The sequence below is a fragment of the Celeribacter neptunius genome, from assembly GCF_900113955.1.
In the GTDB taxonomy this organism is placed as follows: domain Bacteria; phylum Pseudomonadota; class Alphaproteobacteria; order Rhodobacterales; family Rhodobacteraceae; genus Celeribacter; species Celeribacter neptunius.
Window position 1 is genome coordinate 445,355 of record NZ_FORH01000001.1, and the last position, 21,077, is coordinate 466,431.

Here is a 21,077-nt window from a genome sequence, read left to right on the forward strand (position 1 = left end):
ACGTGCGCTTGCCCCTAAGGTGGCCGGCGTTGATAGGGAGAGAGACGCGAATGGCGATCAACTGGAATGCCCTCTGGGAATGGGCAAACCCGCGCAAATTCATGAGCTGGACCGACCGGGCGCTGCCCGTCTTCGCGGTTCTGGCCGCTTTGATGTTCGTGGCCGGGCTGGTCTGGGGCTTTTTCTTCACGCCGGATGACTATCGTCAGGGCGCGACGGTGAAGATCTTCTACCTGCATGTGCCCTCCGCCATGATGGCGATCAACATCTGGGCGATGATGCTGGTGACCTCACTGATCTGGATCGTGCGGCGGCACCATGTCTCTGTTCTGGCGGCGAAATCCGCCGCCGGGATCGGTGCCACGATGACGCTGATCGCGCTGATCACCGGCGCGATCTGGGGCAAGCCGATGTGGGGGACCTATTGGGAATGGGACCCGCGGCTGACCTCGTTTCTGATCCTTTTGCTGTTCTACATCGGCTATATGGCGCTTTGGGAAGCGATCGATAACCCGGACACGGCGGCCGATCTGACCTCGGTGCTGTGCCTTGTCGGCTCGGTCTTTGCGATCCTGTCGCGCTATGCGGTTCTGTTCTGGAATCAAGGGCTTCATCAGGGCGCCTCGCTGTCGATGGATGCCGAGGAAAACGTCGCCGATGTCTATTGGTATCCGGCGCTGGTGGCGATCGCGGGCTTTGTGCTCCTGTTCATCACGCTGGTGCTGCTCAGGACCCGCACGGAGATCCGGGCACGGCGACTTCATGCGCTCGAGATGCGCGAAAGGGTGGCGGAACAATGATGCCGGATCTCGGAAAATACGCGGGCGACGTGCTCATGGCCTATGGCATCACCATCGCGCTTTTGGTGCTGCTGATCTGGCGCTCGCTGGCGCGCTCTGCCAAGGTGAAACGCCAACTCAAGGACGCAGAGGAGCGCCGCAAGACCCATGGCTAAGATCAATCCGCTTATCGCCCTGCCGCCGATCCTGTTCGCCGGTCTTGCCGGGCTCTTCATCTTCGGCATGGGGCGCGAGGACGCCCAGCAGTTGCCGAGCTCGCAAATCGGCCGAGATGCGCCGTCCCTAGCGGCGGTGACGCCGCTCGGCGATCTGGCGCCGCTCAGTGACGAGATGCTCCGGACCGGCGGTGTGAAGCTGGTGAATTACTGGGCCTCGTGGTGCGCGCCCTGTCGTGTCGAACACCCGCAGCTCGAGACGCTGGCGCAAGAGGGTGTCACCATCTATGGCGTCAATTACAAGGACGAGGCCCCGGCGGCGCAGAAATTCCTCGCCGAGATGGGCAACCCCTACGCCGCCATCGGCCAGGACGAGCCGGGCCGCACCGCGCTCGAATGGGGCGTCTACGGCGTGCCGGAGACCTATATCCTCACCTCTGACGGCAAGATCGCCTACCGTTTCGCCGGGCCGATCACCGTGGAGATCATGGAGAAATATATCAAGCCGGAGATCGCCAAGGCGGGTGAGTGAGTGCTTCAGCCGCTGTTTCGAGAGTGGTATCGAAAAGAGAGTGCGTTAAAAAGCCCGCCGGATTTGGCGGGCTTTTCTGTGTTTGTGGATCAGCTCAGCTCAGCGCCTGATCCAGATCGGCAATCAGGTCGTTGGCGTCTTCGATGCCGATCGAGAGGCGCAGGATGTTGGGGCCGGCACCGGCTTTGACCTGTTCCTCAGGCGCGAGCTGGCGGTGCGTGGTGGAGGCCGGGTGGATCACCAGCGAGCGCGTATCGCCGAGGTTCGCCACATGGGAGAACAGCTCGAGTTTCGAAACAGTCTCGACGCAGGCGTCATAGCCACCTTTCAGCGCCACGGTGAACAGCGCGCCGGCGCCGCGCGGGCAGATCCGGGTCATCCGGTCGTAATAGGAGGACGAGGGCAGGCCAGAATAGGTCACCGCCTCGATCCGGTCGTCGCCTTCGAGCCAATTGGCGATCTCGCGGGCGTTCTGCACATGTTTCTGCATGCGCAGGCTGAGCGTCTCGATCCCCATCAGCGTGTAATGCGCCGCCTGCGGGTTGAGCGTCATGCCGAGATCGCGCAGCCCCACGGCGATGGAGTGGAAGGTGAAGGCCGCCGGTCCGAAGGTCTCGTGGAAATCCAGCCCGTGATAGGCGGGTTCCGGCTCGGAGAGCGACGGGAATTTGCCGGAGGCGGACCAGTCGAACGTACCGCTGTCGATGACGCAGCCACCGGTGACCGTGCCATTGCCGGTGAGGTATTTGGTCATCGAATGCACCACCAGCGTGGCCCCGTGGGCAATCGGGTTGCAGAGGTACGGTGTGGCCGAGGTGTTGTCGACGATGAGCGGAATACCGGCGCCATTGGCGATTTCTGAGAGCGCGTCGAGATCCATGATCGCGCCCGACGGGTTGGCGAGGCTCTCGCAGAAGATTGCCTGGGTGTTCTCGTCGATGGCATCGCGCACCGCGTCGAAATCGTCGAAATCGATGAATTTTGCCGACCAGCCGAAACGTTTGAAGGTCTGGGAGAATTGCGTCAGCGTGCCGCCGTAGAGCCGCGTCGAGGCAACGACATTCTTGCCCGGCGCCATCAGCGGAAAGAGCGCCATGATCTGCGCCGCGTGGCCCGAAGAACAGCAGACAGCGCCGGCGCCGCCTTCGAGCGCGGCCATACGGTTTTGCAGCGCCGCCACGGTCGGGTTGGTCAGTCGCGAGTAGATATAGCCGACCTCTTCGAGGTTGAAGAGCCTTGCCGCGTGATCGGCATCTTTGAACACATAGGCGGTGGTCTGGTAGATCGGCACCTGACGCGCACCGGTGGCCGGATCGGGTTCCGTGCCCGCGTGCACTTGCAGAGTATCAAAGCCTTGTTTTTTCTCGGACATGCTGTCCTCCCATTCGCTAAGTCACGCAGACAGTACGGGCGGGAGGCGCGGCAATCAACCGCGAGATATTCATCAAGATGATGAGCCGGAGCCGGATCGGCTCGGGCCGCGAGGGTTTCAGCCCTTGAGCGCCAGAAGCGCGAAGAACGGCAGCAGGAGCGCGAGTTCGGTGACGGGCAGCGGGATATATGCGAGCAGCTTTTTCATGACTCTGAGAGCTAGGGGCGAAGGGTTAACGCTTGCTGACCCAATCCGGGCAAAATCAAGAAACCTGCGGATTTCGCTCTGTTTTCTCTGCCTGTCCGCTGATATTTTCCACGGCGGTCGGATCGACCAAGGGAATGCCTGAAAAGGGGACGGAATTGGCCACAATCTATCACAATCCGCGCTGCTCCAAATCGCGTGAGACGCTGAAGCTTCTGGAGGAGGCGGGAATCACCCCCGAGGTGGTGCTCTACCTCGAAACCCCTGTGTCGCGCGATAAGCTCGCCGAATTGGTGGCACGCTCCGGCCAGCCGGCCGCGGCCTTTCTGCGGGCGAAAGAGGCCGAGGCGAAAGAACTGGGCCTCACCGCAAACTCCGATCCAGAGGCGATCCTCGACGCCATCGCCACGCATCCGCGGCTGATGGAACGACCGGTGGTCGAGACCGAGAAGGGCGTGGCCCTGGGCCGTCCGCCGGAAGCGGTGAAAGCGGTGCTGTGAATGCCCGGGATGCGGTCATGCCGGTGGCATGCTTTCAGCATGACGATGTGCGGCGGCCTTTGGCCTTGATTCCGCACGAGGTGCTGAGTTCTGAACGTCCCCCAAAGGCTCAAAACCGATCTATCCCGCTTGCGTCTCCAGCGCTTCCTGTTCCATGATCCGCCGCCCGTCTTCACAGGCCGGCGACAGGGTATAGCGCTTTCTCAACTCGGCGATATGGGCCCGCAGCATCGGCACGCGACGGGGGCGGAAACTCTCCTGCAACAGCTCCATCTCTTCGATCGAGGCAGTGACGAAATTGCGATAGTCTCCGCGGAGCGTGCAATGGGCCAGGAGCATCAGGTCGTGGTCGAGATAGACGAGCGCCAGCGGCCAGATCACGCGCTCGGTCACCTGTCCCGCGCGATCCCGATAGCGGATGCGCAGGGCGCGTTCTTGCCAACAGGCCTCACGGATCTCTGAGAGATCGATTTTATGCAAGTTTTTCTGTGAATTCCGGTGCACCAAGCCAATGGAATGCCGGATTTGTGCTTGTTTTCTTTCGGGCAGGCTGGCGGTGATCTTGGCCAGCGCATCCTGCGCGGCACGGGCGAGCGCCGGGTCGCCCCGCTGTTGCACCTCTTTGAGACCCAGTACCAGCGCCTCGATTTCCAGTTGCGTCAGCGATTGCGGCGGCAGGGCGAAATCCTCGACCAGCGTATAGCCAAAGCCGGCTTCGCCCTCGATCCGCGCGCCCGCCGCCCTCAGTGCCTCGATGTCGCGATAGAGCGTGCGTTGTGACACGGCGAGGTCCCGCGCCAGTTCTCCCGCGGTGATCGGCGGCGAGAGGCTGCGCATCAGATGCATCAGGCGCAAGAGGCGGTCGGATTTGGCCATGGGGTGCCTTTGAGTTGGATGTTCCCTGCCGACAGGGTCGCACAGATCTGCTGACGGAAACTGTCAGCAGGAGCTTGCCATGGTCGCCGCCGAAGACAAAGCGCAAAGGAGAGACCATGCTGACGCTTTACCACGCCCCGAACACCCGCAGTTCGCGGATCATCACCCAGCTGATCGCCCTGGGCAAGCTCGATCAGGTCGATATTCGCCTCACCGACATTCCGCGTCAGGACGGCAGGGGCGGGCACGATCCGCAGAACCCGCATCCCGAGGGCAAGGTGCCGTTGCTGGTCACCGAGAGCGGCGAGGAGATCCGCGAGAGCACGGCCATCATGCTCTATCTGAGCGAGATTTTCCCGAGTGCTCTGGCTCCCGCCGCGGGGGAGAGCGGGCGCGGCGCCTTCCTGTCCTGGATGAGCTGGTATGGCAATGTGATGGAACCCGTCTATCTGCATCATGTGGCGGGTGTGTCGCATCCGGTCCTCACTGCCACCTTCCGGCAATGGCCGGAGGCCGTGGCCTATCTCGCTGCCGGTCTCACGGGGCGGGACTATCTGTTGGGCGACCGCTACAGCCTGGCCGATCTGCTGATCTCCTCGCCCTTTCTGATCCTCCCCGATGCGGTGCCCGAGGTGCCGGAGATCCAGGCCTGGGTGGCGCGCTGTGCCGCCCGGCCGGAAGTCGCCGCGACGCTGGCGTATGACGCAAGGGCATCGGCGGAGCTGGGACTGACGGCGGCCTGATACTGAGCTGATACTACTGGCCAGATCCCGGCTTGACACCGGTCTGAACACGCCCTCTCATCTGGCCCTATCGTTGCGCGCTTGTGGCCCCTTTCAGGGGCGGCCGGAACGGCGCAGCATCCGGGCCGGATGAGAGTTGAGACGACGGGCGTTATGAAAGAGATTCTGCAATCGAAACTGAGCTTTGCCCCCTGGGCCGACCCGCGCACCAACCGCCTGCCAGGGGTGGTGCCTCTGGATATGGCGGGCTGGTTGGAAGTCGATACGGCCTATAATGCGCAGATGGCGCTGCGCGACCATCTGATCGCCACACAGCCTGAGGAGGTGATGGGGCTCGACGAGAGTGCCCGGCCCGCCGCCGAGGAGCTTTTTGACATGGTCATGGAGCTGCTGCCGGATCTCGGGTTTCGTGTCGGGCCGACAGAGGTGCTGCGGCCCGACGGCGTGACCGTAGAGCGCAATCGTAAAGAGCCGATCAAGACCCTGGGGCGTCTGTTGCAATGCGATATCTGCCTGATGCAGCCCGATCCCTCGGGTGCCGGAGCAGGGGCGGGTGAAGAGAGCGTGCTCACCGGCGGGGTGCTGTGTTTTCCCTCGGGCTGGCGCCTGCCGGAGAAATTCATGCGGCCGATGATGCGCATTCACAAACCGATCGAGGTCTATACCCCGGAGCTTGGCCGCCGGGTGCAGAGGCTTCTCGATGGGGTGCAGCCGGGCCGGGGGCTGATGCGCGGCACCGCCTCGCGGTCTGATGCGCATTTGGCCGATCCGCGCTCCGAGGGCGACTATCGTCATGGCACCTCGGCGTCGAAATATATCCGCGTCGAACGGCAAAGCCTCGTGCGCCTGCCGGAGAGCCGCGCCGTGGTCTTTACCATCCACACCCAGGTGGTGACGCCGGAGGCGCTCAGCCCGGAACAGGCGCAGGCCTTGGCCGAGAACCCGATCCGTCTGGCAGATTGAAATTCTGAGCGTCAAGATTACCGACAGGTATCTGTCAGTTACTCCCTGGCAGACTCTCTCCTGAAAAGGAGAGCGGAATGACAAAATACTGGATCGGCGTGGCGGCACGGGCCCATGTCATGAAAGGCAAGGCCGAGGGTTTCGCGCAATTGGGCCACGGCAAACCCGCGCTGGTGAAACGGCTCGGCATCGGTGATTGGATCGCCTATTACGCGCCCCGAGAGCGCCTGGATGCGGGTGCGCCGGTTCAGGCGTTTGTCGCGCTCGGACAGGTGACGAGCGAGGTCTATCAGGTCGAACAGGCCCCGGGGTTCTGCCCGTATCGTCGGGACGTGGCCTATCTCGGTGAGGCGCACGACGCGTCGATCCGGCCGATGCTTGCTGAGCTGAGCTTTATCCCCGATGCGCGGCATTGGGGCATGGTGTTTCGCCGTGGCGCCTTTGCCGTGCCGGAGCCGGATTTCACCATGATTGCCCGGGCGATGGGGCTCGATTGGGCTGAAGTGTCAGCGCGTGGAGCGCGGCAGGAAGATCTGTTCCGACCGCGTCAGATCCTCTGAAACAGGCTGTATTGAAACGCTTGTTGCAGGCCCGATGGGGTTTCGTGGGTTTCGCGAATATCCGAGAGCAAGAGGAAATCCTCCCCCAATTCACTGGCCAGAGATTGCGGGCTGTAGCGCTGGACCGGCAGGCCGGAACAGCGCTCCGGCCCGTGCAGGTCGAATGTGGCGATGATGGCATGGGCGCCGGAGGGCAGGGCCTCGGTCATGCGCGCAACATAGCGGGCACGGTCGCTGGGCTCGGTGAGGAAGTGAAACGCGGCGCGGTCGTGCCAGAGGGCAAAGGGATGCGGCACGGTCCAGCCGAGCACGTTCGTGGCGACGGTCTCGATATGGATGGCCAGCGGGCCGATCCGATCCAGAAGCGCCTCGAGGGCGCGGGCGGAGAGATCGAGCGCGGTGAGATTGGTGAAGCCCCGCTGCAGCAGCGCATCGATCAGAAACCCGGCCCCGGCGCCGATGTCGATGATGGCGGCTTCCCTGGGCACTCCGACCCGGTCAATGAGCGCCAGCGAGGCCCGCGGTTCCGCTTGATACCAGCTCACCTGTCTGGGGTCTTTCTCGCCGTAGATTCTGTCCCAGTGCTGAGGGTCTCCCATGTGCGCCTCCTCCCTTGCTCACATTCGGGAGATGGAATGTAGCATGGTGGGGCCGCGCCGCAAAAGAAAAAACTGTGCGGTGGTGATCTCAGGACGGGTCGAGCACGCTCAGGAGCTTCTGAAACCCTTGTTCGGAGGGAAAGCGTTTGGCCTGTTTGCGGCTATAGTCGCGTGTCGCCTCGATCTCGCCCATGAGCGCCAGGGCCATGGCCTTGTTGAGATGCAGTCTCGCGCTGTCATCGTGATGGGCGAGCCCGGCCTCGCTCACCGAGAGCGCTTCCATGGGGCGGTCGAGCCGGATCAGCGCCAGTGAGCCGAAATAGGCGGCATCCTCGCTCTCGGGATCGCGGGTGAGGGCTTCGCGGCAATCCTCGATGGCCTGCGCCTCCTTGTCGAGCCCGAGCCGCACAACGCAGCGTGACAGCCAGCCCTGAGCGGCGTCATCGTCTTTGAGCACCCGAGTATAGAGCCATTCGGCGGTCTTGTCATAGCCCAGCTCATGCCAGGTCCAAGCCAGCATGCGCCGTGTGTTCGGCGTGGCGTCGAGATGACGGGCGGCGCGCAGGTCACGAAGCGATTTGCCGTTTTCGCCGATCTGGCGATAGGCCACGCCGCGCGAGCTCAGCGCATCGGCGCGTTGCCAATCGGCCAGAGTGCGATTTTGCAACGCTGTGGAACAGGTCGCAATGGTTTCCCGAGGCTGTGCGTTGGCGTTGAGCGCGGCACAGGCGGTGTAATCCGCGGATGCCGCTTGGGCCGAGACGGCTTGGGCTGAGATGAGGGTTCCGGCGAAAACCGCGCAGAAAGACATAAATTTCAAATGCATAGGATCTCCTCGGTTGCCCGATCCTAGCCCGCTTTGAGCCAGAGGCCAAAGCAAAAAAAAGCCCCGCGTCTTCGCGGGGCTTTCGTGATGTGTTTGCGTCTGTTGCGCTTAGACCCGGGGTCAGGCGGCCTTGTTTTTGCGGCGGCGTGCAAAACCCAGACCGCCAAGAGCGGCCAGGAGCAGCGGCGCAGCGGCCGGAAGCGGGACGGCAGACACCGAGTCGAGGCGGGTGTAGAAACCAGCCGGAAGACCGCCGGCGCCATCGCCCTGGACGGTGATCGAGTAGTCGCCCGCGGCGAGAAGGTATTCGCCCGAGGAATAGGAGGCCGAGGTCCAGGCCGAATCCGCGGTGGGATTGTCGCCGAAGCCGCTGCCGAAAGCGGTGAACGTGGTCGAGAACGCCAGAACACCATCGATGAAGATGTCAAAGACGTCGCCGGTGATGAAAGCATCGGTGATGCGGAAATATGCGCTGTCCGTCAGGCTGACGGCGTAAGGCGATCCGGAGGACGGCGTCCCGGCGTCGCTGATGGTGTCGCTCTCCCAGCCACCGTCGAGTGTCAGCGCCGAGGCCGAAGACGACAGCAGCGCGACCGAGACGGCGCTCGCTGCGAGCAGTTTTTCAAATTTCATTGTGCATTCCCTTCACTAGTTATCCATGTTTCGCGCAACATCGCACGTGACGGCACATTAACATAAAATTTACCAATTGATGAACGCTCCGATGGCGCAGCTTAGGATATTCTTCGGGAAAGCTGTCGTATGTCTTGAAATACCCTTTTTGCAATAAGGAGTTGCGAGGATTCGCATCCTGCCGTTTTTCGGTCGTATTTGTTTCTCTTTGGACACGGAAAACACCCAATCTTTGCATTATGCAAGAGAATCGATTCGATTTTTCGAATCGGCTGTGGTGGGCGCGTCGGGTCTGGTTCTGCGAACACTGGCGATATGCGTGTCGCTATGCATGGCGATGCGGGGGCCATCGAGAGCGGGTCTGCAACATCGGACGCGCCCAAATAAGAGGGCTCCGTCGCGCGGCGGACCAGACAGGCCAACAGCAAAACGGCCTCCCCCGAGGGGAGGCCGTAGAAAGATCTGTTCGATCCCGGTGTCTTTGAGACCTTACGCTTTCGCCAGATCGCGCAGCACGTAATGCAACACGCCGCCGTTTTCGACATATTCGATCTCCGGCGCGGTATCGATGCGGCATTTGACTTTGATCACCTTCGTGCTGCCATCGTCATAGGTGATCGCACAGTCGAGGATCTCGAGCGGCTTGACCGTGTCGAGCCCGGTGATGGACACTGTCTCATCGCCGGTGAGGCCGAGGCTCTTGCGATTGTCCTCGCCGGTGAACTCGAAGGGCACGACGCCCATGCCCACGAGATTGGAGCGGTGGATACGTTCGAAACTCTCGGCGATCACCGCCTTGACGCCCAGAAGCGCGGTGCCTTTCGCGGCCCAGTCGCGGCTTGAGCCCGCGCCATATTGTTCGCCGCCAAAGACCACGAGAGGCGTGCCTTGCTCCTGATAGGCCATGGAGGCCTCATAGATCGAGGTCTGTTCGCCATCCGGCCCCTTGGTATAGCCGCCCTCGACCCCATCGAGCATTTCGTTCTTGATGCGGATATTGGCGAATGTGCCGCGCATCATGATCTCATGGTTGCCGCGGCGCGACCCGTAGGAGTTGAACTCGCGCGGCGCCACCTGATGTTCGATCAGATATTTGCCGGCAGGAGTCGATTCCTTGAACGAACCGGCCGGAGAAATGTGGTCGGTGGTGACCATGTCCCCAAGGATCAGCAGCACTTTTGCGCCTTCGATATTGTGGATCGTGCCCGGTTCCGCGCCCATGCCCTGGAAATAGGGCGGGTTCTGGATATAGGTCGAGGCCGGCGGCCAATCATAGGTCTCGCCGCCCGAGACCTCGACGCCGCGCCATTTCTCGTCGCCTTTGAACACATCGGCATATTTGCTGAGGAAGGCTTCCCGCGTCACGGTCTTTTCGACCAGCTCGGCAATCTCCTCATTGGTCGGCCAGATGTCGCGCAGGTAGACGTCATTGCCATCCTTGTCCTGGCCCAGAGGCTCGGAGGTCAGATCGATGCTCATGTCGCCCGCCAGCGCATAGGCCACGACCAGCGGCGGCGAGGCGAGATAGTTGGCGCGCACGTCGGGCGAGATCCGGCCCTCGAAGTTGCGGTTGCCGGACAGGACGGCGGTGGCGACGAGGTCCCCCTCGGCGATGGCCTCCGAGATCTCCTTCTGGATCGGGCCGGAGTTGCCGATACAGGTGGTGCAGCCATAGCCCACGAGGTTGAACCCGATGGCGTCGAGATCGTCCTGAAGCCCCGCGGCCTCGAGATATTCGGTCACCACCTGCGAGCCGGGGGCCAGCGAGGTCTTGACCCAGGGCTTGCGGGTCAGGCCCAGCTCATTGGCCTTGCGGGCGACAAGCCCGGCGCCGATCATCACGTAAGGGTTCGAGGTGTTGGTGCAGGACGTGATCGAGGCGATCACCACCTTGCCGGAGCACATCTCGTAATCTTCGCCCTCGACCGGGACGCATTTGCGCCATTCGCGTTTAAAAGTCTCGTCCATTTCACGGGCAAAGGCCTCACGCGCTTCGGTGAGCGGTACATAGTCCTGCGGCCGTTTCGGGCCGGAGATCGCCGGCACGATCGTGCCCATGTCGAGTTCGAGCCTGGAGGAATAGATCGGGTCATAGTCCGCGCCGCGCCAGAAACCGTTTTCCTTGGCATAGGCTTCGACCAGGGCGATCCGGTCTTCGTCCCGGCCGGTCTGGCGCAGGTAGCGCAGCGTCTCATTGTCGATCGGGAAGAAACCGCAGGTCGCGCCATATTCCGGCGCCATGTTGGCGATGGTGGCCCGTTGCGCCAGCGGCAGCTTGTCGAGCCCATCGCCGTAGAATTCGACGAATTTGCCGACGACCCCATGTTCGCGGAGCATCTCGACGACCTTGAGCACCAGATCTGTGCCGGTGGTGCCTTCGACCATCTCGCCGGTGAGTTTGAAACCGACGACCTCGGGGATCAGCATGGAGATCGGCTGACCGAGCATGGCGGCCTCCGCCTCGATCCCGCCGACGCCCCAGCCAAGGACCGCGAGCCCGTTGACCATGGTGGTGTGGCTGTCGGTGCCCACCAGCGTATCCGGGTAGGCGACCTCTTCACCGGTCTGATCGGTGTCGGACCAGACGGTCTGTGCAAGGTATTCGACGTTGACCTGGTGACAGATGCCGGTGCCCGGCGGCACGACGCGGAAATTCTCGAACGCGGTCTGGCCCCATTTCAGGAACTGATAGCGTTCCATGTTGCGCTCGTATTCGCGGTCCACGTTCATCTGGAAGGCACGCGGGTTGCCGAATTCGTCGATCATCACCGAGTGGTCGATCACCAGATCGACCGGCACCAGCGGGTTGATCTTTTTCGCGTCCCCCCCCAAGGCCTTGATGCCGTCGCGCATGGCGGCAAGGTCCACCACGGCGGGCACGCCGGTGAAATCCTGCATCAACACGCGGGCCGGGCGATAGGCGATCTCGCGCGGGTTCTGGCCGCCATTGGCGCCCCAGTCTGCGAAGGCCTTGATGTCATCGGTGGAGACCGAGAACCCGCCATCCTCGAACCGCAGGATATTCTCGAGCACCACTTTCAAGGAGGCGGGCAGATTGGCGAAATCGCCAAACCCGGCCGCCTGGGCCGCGGGAATGGAGTAATAGGCGATGCTTTTATCGCCCACCGTCAGCGTTTTGCGGGTTTTGGCTGTGTCGATGCCAACAGTGATGGTCATGGAAAAGGCCTCCGGATTGAGTTCATCTGCGCGGCGAAGAGAGGAGAGTCTCGGCTGCGTGGCTCCTGTCGAATCTTAGTACATTCCAGACCTTTGTCCATCATCTCTCCATCATCTCTCTGCCGTCTTGCGGCCGCGCCCGGCGATTTCGGATTTCCGGGGCGGGAACGGTGATGGCGAGGGCTGTGCGAGTGGACAGCCGGGGGCGGCGTGGCTAGAAGAATGCCAGCAACGGCCGCCGAATATCTTGCAACTGGGATGCGTCTGGTATACGACGGCATACAACAGCCCTGAGACTCGGATCGTCGCCTCTGAGAGCGGTCCGGATTTCGGGCGTTTTAGTCACTCAAATGTAGGGATCGTCATGAGCTTGTACACCGACTACCTAACCGAAATCGAAACGCGCAAAGGTGAGGGGCTGCACCCCAAGCCCATCGATGATGGCGCGCTTGTCGCAGAGCTGATTTCCCTGATCGAAGACGCGGGCAGCGCGCACCGCAAGGATGCGCTGAACTTCTTCATCTACAACACCCTCCCGGGCACCACCTCGGCGGCTGGTGTGAAAGCCGCCTTCCTGAAGAAGATCGTCTTGGGCGAAGTCACCGTGGCCGAAATCACCCCGGATTTCGCCTTTGAGCTCTTGTCCCACATGAAGGGCGGCCCGTCGATCGAAGTGCTCCTGGACATCGCGCTTGGCGATGACGCCGCTCTGGCCGCGAAGGCCGCCGAAGTGCTGAAGACCCAGGTCTTTCTGTACGAAGCCGATATGGAGCGTCTCTCGTCTGCCTTCAAAGTCGGCAATGCCGTTGCGAAAGACCTGCTCGAGAGCTACGCCAAGGCCGAATTCTTCACCAAGCTTCCCGAGGTCGAGGAAGAGATCAAGGTCGTCACCTATATCGCCGCCGAAGGCGATATCTCCACCGATCTTCTCAGCCCCGGTAACCAGGCGCACTCGCGTTCCGACCGTGAGCTGCACGGCAAATGCATGATCACGCCTGAGGCGCAGGCCGAGATCCAGGCGCTGCAGAAACAGCACCCGGACGCCCGCGTCATGCTGATCGCCGAAAAAGGCACCATGGGCGTCGGTTCGTCGCGTATGTCCGGCGTCAACAACGTCGCGCTCTGGACCGGCAAACAGGCCAGCCCCTATGTGCCTTTCGTCAACATCGCGCCGGTCGTCGCCGGCACCAACGGCATCTCGCCGATCTTCCTGACCACCGTGGGCGTGACCGGCGGCATCGGGCTCGATCTCAAGAATTGGGTCAAGAAGGTCGACAGCGATGGCAACCCGATCGTGAACAACGATGGCGATCCGATCCTCGAAGAGAAATACTCTGTCGCGACCGGGACCGTTCTGACGATCAACTCCAAGGACAAGACGCTCTGTGACGAGTCCGGCAAGGCGCTGGCCGATGTGGCTTCGGCCTTCACCCCGCAGAAAGTCGAGTTCATGAAGGCCGGTGGCTCCTATGCCGTGGTCTTTGGCAAGAAGCTCCAGACATTTGCCGCCGAGACCCTCGGTGTCGAAGCGCCTGAGGTCTATGCGCCCTCGAAAGAGATCACCAGCGAAGGGCAGGGTCTCACCGCCGTCGAGAAGATCTTCAACAAGAACGCCGTGGGCGTCACCGCGAAAGCGCCGCTTCTGGCCGGCTCGGACGTGCGCGTCAAGGTCAACATCGTCGGCTCGCAGGACACCACCGGTCTGATGACCAGCCAGGAGCTCGAGGCCATGGCCGCCACGGTCATCTCGCCCACGGTCGATGGTGCCTATCAGTCCGGTTGTCACACCGCCTCCGTGTGGGACAAGAAGGCCCAGGCCAATATTCCGAAACTCATGTCCTTCATGAACAAATTCGGCCTGATCACCGCGCGCGACCCGGAGAGCCATTATCACGCCATGACCGACGTGATCCACAAGGTGCTGAACGACATCACCGTGGATGACTGGGACGTCATCATCGGCGGCGACAGCCACACCCGGATGTCGAAAGGTGTGGCCTTCGGTGCCGATAGCGGCACCGTGGCTCTGGCGCTGGCGACCGGTGAGGCGACCATGCCGATCCCCGAGTCCGTCAAAGTGACCTTCAAAGGTCAGATGAAAGACTACATGGACTTCCGCGACGTGGTGCACGCCACTCAGGCGCAGATGCTCAAGCAATGCGGCGACAACGTGTTCCAGGGCCGGGTGATCGAAGTGCATATCGGCACGCTTCTGGCCGACCAGGCCTTCACCTTCACCGACTGGACCGCAGAGATGAAGGCGAAAGCCTCGATCTGTATCTCCAACGACGACACGCTGATCGGCTCGCTGGAACTGGCGAAATCCCGCATTCAGGTGATGATCGACAAGGGCATGGAGAACGAGGCCGGCACGTTGCAAGGTCTGATTGACAAGGCCGACAAGCGCATCGCCGAGATCAAATCCGGTGAAAAACCGGCGCTGACCCCGGACCAAGGCGCGAAATACTTCGCCGAGGTTGTCGTGGATCTCGACCTGATCGACGAGCCGATGATCGCCGACCCGGACGTGAACAACGCCGATGTGTCCAAGCGCTACACCCATGACACCATCCGCCCGGTCTCCTATTACGGTGCCGAGAAGAAGGTGGACCTGGGCTTTGTCGGCTCCTGCATGGTGCACAAGGGCGACATGAAAATCGTCGCGCAGATGCTCAAGAACCTCGAGAAGGAGACCGGCAAGGTCGAATTCAAGGCGCCGCTCGTGGTCGCTGCCCCGACCTACAACATCATCGATGAGTTGAAGGCCGAAGGCGACTGGGAAGTGCTGCAGAAATACTCCGGCTTCGAGTTCGACGATCTCTTCCCGAAAGCCCAGGCGCGCACCGAGTATGAGAACACGCTCTATCTCGAACGTCCGGGCTGTAACCTCTGCATGGGCAACCAGGAGAAGGCCGAGAAGGGCGACACCGTTCTGGCCACTTCGACCCGCCTGTTCCAGGGCCGCGTCGTGGAAGACAGCGCCGAGAAGAAGGGCGAAAGCCTCTTGGCTTCGACCCCGGTGGTGGTGCTCTCTGCGATCCTCGGCCGGACGCCGACGCTCGACGAGTACAAACATGCGGTCGACGGCATCAACCTGACCAAATTCGCCCCGCCGCTGGAAGTGCCGGGCACCGCGAAATCGGTCCATTTCTGAGGCCCGCGCAGGTCTGAGCCTGCGTGCGTTTGACATCGAGATCGGGGCGGCACAGTGCATGTGTCGCCCCGTTTCCGTTCCGGCCTTCCGTTCCGGGGGCGGTTCCGCCGCAGGGCCATTGGCTCTGTTTCATGCGCGGGCAGGTGATGAAAAACTGTCTAAAATTGTTCGGAATTGACCGGGGATTCAACATTTGAACGGCAAGATACGCAGGTTCGTTGTCCTGTTTAGAAATGGAATACCGTCATGTTGAAAGTCTTCGCTGCGCTGGTCGCCCCAGTGACCGCCCCCGTGACCACCGCTATGACCGCCGCGCTTGTTGCCAGCTCTCTGGCGGGCGTGCCCGCCACGGCCAGCGAACCGGTGCTCGACAGCGAATATACGCCGCTGATGCTGGTCTATATGCTTCTGACGGTGGAGAAATGGACCCATGATCCGGTGCTGATCGCGGCGATCCGGGCGCAGAATGCCGAGACCTCCGGCCTGTCCGACACGGATATCCTGGCCCAGGACGCGGCCTGGCGCACGGCCCAGTCCGCCGATCCGATGATCCGGCAGGTGCTGGACAATCCGGCCGCCGATCTGCTGCGGAACAAGAGTGCCGGCAGCGCTGGGCTGATCTCCGAGGTCATCCTCACCGATGCCAGGGGCCTCAATGTCGCCACCACCCAGATGACCTCGGATTACTGGCAGGGCGACGAGGCCAAGCATCAGGAGACCTATGGGATCGGGCCGGGGGCTGTGCATATCGATGATCTGGCCATCGACACCTCGACCGGCGTGTTTCAGGGGCAGGGGGCGATGACGGTGACCGACCCGGAGACCGGCGAGGCCATCGGCGCGATCACCGTCGGTTTCGTGCCGGGCATGTTCTGGGAGCGGGAAGACGAGCGGCGCAACTGACAGAGACCACCGAGAGAGGCGGCAGAGCGATCTGATGATCTGCGCCCCGTCACGGACCGCTTTCGGGCTGGTCCGGGCGGGGCGTTTCCATTTGAGATGTCAATCCGCCACAGGTTCCCGGCAAATTCACGTCAAACGCGGCTGTAACAGCTTCTCGCAAATCCTTGATTGGCCTCACGCGGGCGAAGCGCTTACATCTGTAGAGCAACCGATGGAGCCTCTATGCGACAGATTCTGGCAGTGCTGACCCACATGACCCCCTCCCGCAGTCTTGCAGGAGGGATTTTTGCGGCCAGCCTGACCCTGTTTGCGATTGGCCTCGGCCCGCAAGCGGCGAGCGCCCAGAGTGTCGCAGAGGCTGGCAGAGCCCCGGTCCCGACGCCGCAATTCGCCGACGAGCCACTGATCGTGGTGGAGCTGTTCACCTCGCAGGGCTGTTCGTCCTGCCCGCCCGCCGATCAGATGATGGGCGAGCTGGCGACCCATGACGGGGTGCTGCCGCTGTCGCTGCATGTCGATTACTGGGATTATATCGGCTGGCGCGATGCCTTTGCCCAACCCGAATTCACCCGGCGTCAGAAAGCCTATGCCCATGCCGCGGGCAAGCGCACGATCTACACGCCGCAGATGGTGGTGCAGGGCATCGATCATCTGGTGGGGGCCAAGCCGATGCTCCTGGCGGATCTGATCCTGAGACATCGGGAAAACGCCGGGGCGCCGGTGTCGCTGTCGCTGCGGCGCGAGGGCGAGGCCCTGTCGATCGAGGCGATCCCGACCGGCGTTCTGCCCTCTGCGATGCGGCTCCTGGTGGTGCGCTACGATCCGCATGAGCGGGTCGAGATCGACCGGGGCGAAAATGCCGGGCGGGTGATCGATTACACCAATATCGTCACCGAATTGCGTCCCGTGGGCGACTGGAACGGGGTGGCGCCGCTGGTGGTCTCCGATGTGAGCCTGCCGGGCCCGGCGCATACCGCCGTCATCCTGCAAACCGTGACCCCGCGCGGACCGGGCGCCATTCTCGCGGCCCAACGCGCCGACTGATCGCGTCATCGGGGGGCGGGGCTTGTCTGGTAGGCTGGTCCTCTGGTTGGCGGCGGCGGTCGGGGCGGCGGCGAAGCGTGCTCCGATATGGCGCCGCGGTGCAGCTTAATTTCATATAAAGAAATCATTTCTATTCATGGAAACTCTTAACCCGGGGGGATGTTGTGCGCCCTGTGGCCGACAGCCTCCCGGTTTTGACCTGTAGTGATCCATGGAGTCCCATATGCGCCTTTTTGAAAAAGCAACTGCCGTCGCCTTCTCCCTTGCTGTTCTGAGCAGCGGTTCCGGGGTGATGTCGGCACAGGCCGCAGAGGGATCAGACGCGTTGCGCAGCTATTTCGACACGGTGATCGCGCCGGAGCTGAGCGACCCGCTGCTGCTCGGCGCCATCCGCCAGCAGAACGAAAAGACCAGCGGGTTGAGCGAAGACAAGATCATCAGCCTCGACAAGGCCTGGCGGGCTCAGGTGGACACCGATGACCACCCGATGGTCGATGAGGTGCTCTCCGGCAAACTGCCCCGCAAACTGAACTCCGTCGTGGCCGCCGCCGGCGGGGTGATCACCGAGGTTTTCGTCATGGATGCGCTGGGTCTGAATGTCGCCGCCTCCATGGCCACGTCGGATTACTGGCAAGGTGACGAAGGCAAGTTCCAGAACACCTTTGGTGTCGGGGTCGGTGCGGTGGAGATCGGCGAGCCGGAATTCGACATTTCGACCGGCGTGTCCCAGGCGCAGATTTCCGCGACGATCACAGATCCGGCCACCGGCAAGCCGATCGGTGCGATCACCGTCGGGGTGATTGCCGATCTGCTGATGTGATCGCCCGGGCGGCTGAGCGCTGATCACCTGACCGCGACAGAAATCTGCGGCGTCGGAGGGGCCCGGCGCCGTTTCCATGTCAGAGTTGTTCTTCGTCCGGTTCGGGGCTGAGCTTCGTCTCCGGCGGCAGACGCTCCGGCTTCCAGCGCCGGTGAATCCAGAACCATTGCTCCATATGATCACGGGTGATCGCCTCGAGACTGTCGTTGAGCGCCTGCGCCATTTCTTCTGCCGTGCCATGCGGCACCGGGGCTTCGACCTGGACCTTGAAATGCAGCCCGTCTTCGAGGCGCACGCCGTAGATCGGGATCAGCAGAGCATCGTATTTCAGCGCCAGTTCGGCGGCCGAGAGCGCCGTGCGCACCGGCTTGCCGAAATAGGTCAGCATCGCGCCCTGATGCACATAGACATCCGAGAGAAAGCCGATCATTCCGCCGGATTTCAGATGTTTCAGCAATTGCGCATAGCCGCGGCGCCCGCGCGGGAACAAAGGCTGGCCGATGGTGCCGATCGCCTTCACGTAATGTTCGTTGAAGAACTTGTTCTTCATCGGATTGTAGAGCGAGCCGACATCATAGCCATGGGCAATGAGGGCGGCGCGCGGCACGTCGTAATTGCCGAAATGCCCGGTATGCAGGATCACCGGGCGTCGCGCGTCGCGCGCCTCGCGCAGGATCTCGGCACCGGGGCCGTCAAAGCGGATGTCCTTCATCTTGGCGATGAATTCGGAGCCTGAATAGATCTCGATCAGGGTGCGCCCGGCATTGTCGGCAACGTCGCGCATCAGCCGTTTGACCTCGGCCTCCGGCAGATCCGGCATCACATGGGCGAGATTGTCGCGCACCCGTTTGTCATAGCCCGCCAGGGGGGCAAAGACCCGCGACATGAACCAGCCCATGGCGCGCACCCGGCGGGCATAAGGCAGGGACAGCGCCAGCGCCAGCACGCCACGGGTGGCGAGATTGCCGATATACTGGCCGAGGCTGCCCTCGATCTCTCCGCGTTTGATCTTCATTCCCGTCCCGTTTCAGGTGGCGTCACGGCCCTTCGGGACCGTCTCGCGCGCCATGTTTTCCCTGTGCCAGACATAGAGCCCGGCCGCCACGATCACAAGGGCACCGAGCACGGTGAAACGATCCGGCACGGCGCCGAAGACCAGCAGCCCCCAGCCCGAGGCAGCCAGCAGACCGGCATAGGAAAAAGGCGCGATCGAGGAGGCCTCGGCCTCCGCATAGGCGCGGATCATCATCATCTGACCGATCGTGCCGAGACAGCCGATCACCAGCATCAGCGCCAGCGCGGGACCGTCCGGGGCGACCCAGCGGAACGGCACGATCAGGCTCAGGATGCCGGTGCAGATCAGCCCGGAATACAAAAGTCCGGTGAGCGGGCTTTCCTTGAGCCCGATGTGGCGGGTGGCGAGCGCATATCCGGCCAGACAGACGGCCGAGCCCAGCGGCCAGAGCGAGGCGAGCTGAAACACCGAACTGCCCGGGCGGATGATGATCAGCGCGCCGATCAGCGCCGCGGCGATCCCGGCCATGCGGCGCGTGCCGACCTTTTCGCCCAGGATCAGCGCCGCACCGAGGGTGATCAGCACCGGGGCGAGATCCGCCACGGCGGTGGCCTCGGCCAGGCCGACGGTCTGCAAGGCCTTGAAGAAACAGGCGGCGGCGGCAAGCTGCATCAACCCGCGGGCGAGTTGCAACCACGGGTGCTCGGTCCGGAGCGCGCGGCGCAAGCGCGGCGCGAAGATCAGCAAGAGCACCGCGAGCTGACCGCCATAGCGGGCCCAGAGCACCTGTGACAGATCGACTCTCTGGCCCAGCAGTTTCGCCACCATATCCATGGAGGCAAAGACCGTGACCGAGACCAGCATGTAGAGGATGCCGCGGGAATGCGCGGGCAGGCGGGAAAACCAAATCATGGCGAGACGCTAGGGGCGGGTCTGCATTTTGTCCATAGAGTCAAAATGCAAGCGGCATCTGCAGGCTGGCCTGCCTGTCACGACGGATGATGCCTGGCTGTCGTATGCCAGACGGCAATCGGGGCTCAATCGTCGCCGGTCAACAGGAAGATCTCGCCGGAGGATTCGAGATCGCGGATCGCGGCCACCACGGCGTTCATCGCCTCTTCGGCGTCGGTCTCCTTGACCTTGCCCAAGTTGTCCATTTCTTCGCGCAGCCCCTCGGCCATGCGTTTGGACATGTTCGAGAGGATGAACTCGGTGGATTTCGCGGCATCGCCGGTGGCGCCGGCAAGCGCCTTGATCAGCTGTTCCTGTTCGACGCCACGCACCACTTTGGCGACATCGCGCGGATCGATCCGTGTGGCGATATTGGCAAAGGTGAAAATGTTGCGGCGGACCTCGTCGGCGAAATCCTTGTCGGTTTCATCCAGCCCTTCAAGCACGCCTTCGCGGGTGGCCGAGGAGGAGAAATTGAGGATGGCGCCGACGCGTTCGGGGGGCTCTTCGGTGAAGGCAAAGGTCGGTTGCGAGTCGAGCTGGGCCGCCAGAGAGATGCCGATGCGCTGCACCACTTCGGGCGAGACGGAGGCGGTCATCGAGATCGCATAGGCGACGCGGCGGGCGCGCTCGCCCGGCAACATCGACATGAGCTGGGCGGCCTTTGCCACCTTGAGTTTCGACAGCAGAACCGCGCCCACTTCCACGCTTTCCTCCTGCAGGATTGGTAGGAGGCGGGGAATGTCCACATCGGCAATGCGCTGCCACGGATCACCAGTGAGCGAGAACCCGGCATTGGAACGCAGTTTCGAGGCGGTGGTGGGTGAGATCGTGCCGTCGAGCACATTGAGCGCGCCTTCGAGACCGCCGGGGAAAGACAGCCCGATGGCTTCGAGCTCTTCGAGGAATTCCTCGACCACGGAGGTCAGCGTGTTCTTGTCGATATAGCGCAGATCGGTGAGCTGATGCGCCAGTTCGACCTGCATTTCCTCGGGGAAGCTGGCCAGCGGCAGTTTGACTTCCTGCGCGGCGAGAAGTTTGACGATGATCGCCGCCTTGGCGCGTTTCGGCAGGCGCGCAGGCATGCGCGAGACCGGCGGGGGCATGTCGAAATCGCCCATCCCACCAAAGTCACCCAGATCGGGCAGAGATCCCATATCGTCGGAAATTTGCGGTAACCCGTCCACGCGCGCCTCTTTGCCTTTTCGTGATGCCTTTTCGCGATCACGTCACGATTCATGTCGTTGCTC

20 protein-coding genes are annotated in these 21,077 nt (G+C 62.4%); 11 read left to right on the forward strand and 9 right to left on the reverse strand.

Annotated elements, in window-relative coordinates; genetic code table 11:
* Positions 1–50: 50 nt before the first annotated feature.
* Genes BM151_RS02250 through BM151_RS02260 form a run of 3 tightly spaced genes read left to right on the forward strand, consistent with a single transcriptional unit; the run spans position 51 to position 1,487 of the window.
* Positions 51–800: a heme ABC transporter permease gene (locus BM151_RS02250; protein WP_090056614.1), complete on the forward strand. Its 750-nt coding sequence runs from the start codon at positions 51–53 to the stop codon at positions 798–800.
* Complete coding sequence (gene ccmD / locus BM151_RS02255) at positions 800–955, forward strand: heme exporter protein CcmD (RefSeq protein WP_090059119.1); 156 nt, start codon at positions 800–802, stop codon at positions 953–955. The genes BM151_RS02250 and ccmD overlap by 1 nt, the downstream gene beginning before the upstream one ends.
* Entirely contained in the window at positions 948–1,487 is a 540-nt protein-coding gene (locus BM151_RS02260; protein ID WP_090056617.1) for a DsbE family thiol:disulfide interchange protein, read from the forward strand. Before ccmD ends, BM151_RS02260 begins: the two co-directional genes overlap by 8 nt.
* 94 nt (positions 1,488–1,581) lie before the next feature.
* Here the strand turns inward: BM151_RS02260 and BM151_RS02265 are convergent, their stop codons facing one another.
* Complete coding sequence (locus BM151_RS02265) at positions 1,582–2,859, reverse strand: O-acetylhomoserine aminocarboxypropyltransferase/cysteine synthase family protein (protein ID WP_090056621.1); 1,278 nt, start codon at positions 2,857–2,859, stop codon at positions 1,582–1,584.
* 362 nt (positions 2,860–3,221) lie between these two features.
* Between BM151_RS02265 and arsC the strand changes: the two genes are divergently transcribed.
* Positions 3,222–3,563: an arsenate reductase (glutaredoxin) gene (gene arsC / locus BM151_RS02270; RefSeq protein ID WP_218151315.1), complete on the forward strand. Its 342-nt coding sequence runs from the start codon at positions 3,222–3,224 to the stop codon at positions 3,561–3,563.
* A gap of 120 nt (positions 3,564–3,683) precedes the next feature.
* On the opposite strand, the gene BM151_RS02275 is transcribed toward arsC, so the two are convergent.
* Positions 3,684–4,439 (reverse strand): helix-turn-helix transcriptional regulator, encoded by a 756-nt coding sequence (locus tag BM151_RS02275; protein ID WP_090056625.1) that lies wholly within the window; start codon positions 4,437–4,439, stop codon positions 3,684–3,686.
* Between the two features lie 116 nt (positions 4,440–4,555).
* On the opposite strand from BM151_RS02275, the gene BM151_RS02280 reads away from it, so the two are divergent.
* The 3 genes from BM151_RS02280 (at position 4,556) to BM151_RS02290 (ending at position 6,705) form a co-directional block, all read left to right on the forward strand.
* A complete protein-coding gene (locus tag BM151_RS02280) occupies positions 4,556–5,182 on the forward strand; it encodes a glutathione S-transferase family protein (protein ID WP_090056628.1) in 627 nt (208 codons plus the stop codon).
* Between the two features lie 153 nt (positions 5,183–5,335).
* Positions 5,336–6,145 carry a heme-dependent oxidative N-demethylase family protein gene (locus BM151_RS02285; protein WP_090056632.1) on the forward strand — a complete coding sequence of 270 codons (810 nt, stop codon included), beginning with the start codon at positions 5,336–5,338 and terminating at the stop codon, positions 6,143–6,145.
* A gap of 77 nt (positions 6,146–6,222) precedes the next feature.
* Positions 6,223–6,705 (forward strand): EVE domain-containing protein, encoded by a 483-nt coding sequence (locus tag BM151_RS02290; RefSeq protein WP_090056635.1) that lies wholly within the window; start codon positions 6,223–6,225, stop codon positions 6,703–6,705.
* Here the strand turns inward: BM151_RS02290 and BM151_RS02295 are convergent.
* From BM151_RS02295 to acnA, 4 genes are all read right to left on the reverse strand, one after another.
* Positions 6,693–7,304, reverse strand: coding sequence for a class I SAM-dependent methyltransferase (locus BM151_RS02295; RefSeq protein WP_090056639.1), 612 nt, complete (start codon positions 7,302–7,304; stop codon positions 6,693–6,695). The genes BM151_RS02290 and BM151_RS02295 overlap by 13 nt on opposite strands.
* Positions 7,305–7,392: 88 nt before the next feature.
* Positions 7,393–8,130 carry a tetratricopeptide repeat protein gene (locus BM151_RS02300; RefSeq protein ID WP_090056643.1) on the reverse strand — a complete coding sequence of 246 codons (738 nt, stop codon included), beginning with the start codon at positions 8,128–8,130 and terminating at the stop codon, positions 7,393–7,395.
* Between the two features lie 120 nt (positions 8,131–8,250).
* Positions 8,251–8,763, reverse strand: coding sequence for a VPLPA-CTERM sorting domain-containing protein (locus BM151_RS02305; protein ID WP_090056646.1), 513 nt, complete (start codon positions 8,761–8,763; stop codon positions 8,251–8,253).
* Between the two features lie 489 nt (positions 8,764–9,252).
* Positions 9,253–11,940: an aconitate hydratase AcnA gene (gene acnA / locus BM151_RS02310; protein WP_090056650.1), complete on the reverse strand. Its 2,688-nt coding sequence runs from the start codon at positions 11,938–11,940 to the stop codon at positions 9,253–9,255.
* Positions 11,941–12,304: 364 nt separating this feature from the next.
* Between acnA and BM151_RS02315 the strand changes: the two genes are divergently transcribed.
* From BM151_RS02315 to BM151_RS02330, 4 genes are all read left to right on the forward strand, one after another.
* Complete coding sequence (locus tag BM151_RS02315) at positions 12,305–15,094, forward strand: bifunctional aconitate hydratase 2/2-methylisocitrate dehydratase (RefSeq protein WP_090056654.1); 2,790 nt, start codon at positions 12,305–12,307, stop codon at positions 15,092–15,094.
* Positions 15,095–15,340: 246 nt separating this feature from the next.
* Entirely contained in the window at positions 15,341–15,997 is a 657-nt protein-coding gene (locus BM151_RS02320) for a hypothetical protein (RefSeq protein WP_090056657.1), read from the forward strand.
* A 222-nt stretch (positions 15,998–16,219) separates the two neighbouring features.
* Positions 16,220–17,041, forward strand: a complete 822-nt coding sequence (locus BM151_RS02325; protein ID WP_245781068.1) for a DUF1223 domain-containing protein — start codon at positions 16,220–16,222, stop codon at positions 17,039–17,041.
* Positions 17,042–17,264: 223 nt separating this feature from the next.
* Positions 17,265–17,861 (forward strand): hypothetical protein, encoded by a 597-nt coding sequence (locus BM151_RS02330; protein WP_090056660.1) that lies wholly within the window; start codon positions 17,265–17,267, stop codon positions 17,859–17,861.
* Between the two features lie 79 nt (positions 17,862–17,940).
* Here the strand turns inward: BM151_RS02330 and BM151_RS02335 are convergent, their stop codons facing one another.
* The 3 genes from BM151_RS02335 to BM151_RS02345 all read right to left on the reverse strand — a co-directional run bounded on the left by BM151_RS02335 (position 17,941) and on the right by BM151_RS02345 (position 20,948).
* Positions 17,941–18,876: a lysophospholipid acyltransferase family protein gene (locus BM151_RS02335; protein ID WP_090056664.1), complete on the reverse strand. Its 936-nt coding sequence runs from the start codon at positions 18,874–18,876 to the stop codon at positions 17,941–17,943.
* A gap of 12 nt (positions 18,877–18,888) precedes the next feature.
* Positions 18,889–19,788 carry a DMT family transporter gene (locus BM151_RS02340; RefSeq protein ID WP_090056668.1) on the reverse strand — a complete coding sequence of 300 codons (900 nt, stop codon included), beginning with the start codon at positions 19,786–19,788 and terminating at the stop codon, positions 18,889–18,891.
* A gap of 125 nt (positions 19,789–19,913) precedes the next feature.
* Positions 19,914–20,948, reverse strand: a complete 1,035-nt coding sequence (locus BM151_RS02345; RefSeq protein WP_425429532.1) for a flagellar motor switch protein FliG — start codon at positions 20,946–20,948, stop codon at positions 19,914–19,916.
* Between the last annotated feature and the right edge of the window lie 129 nt (positions 20,949–21,077).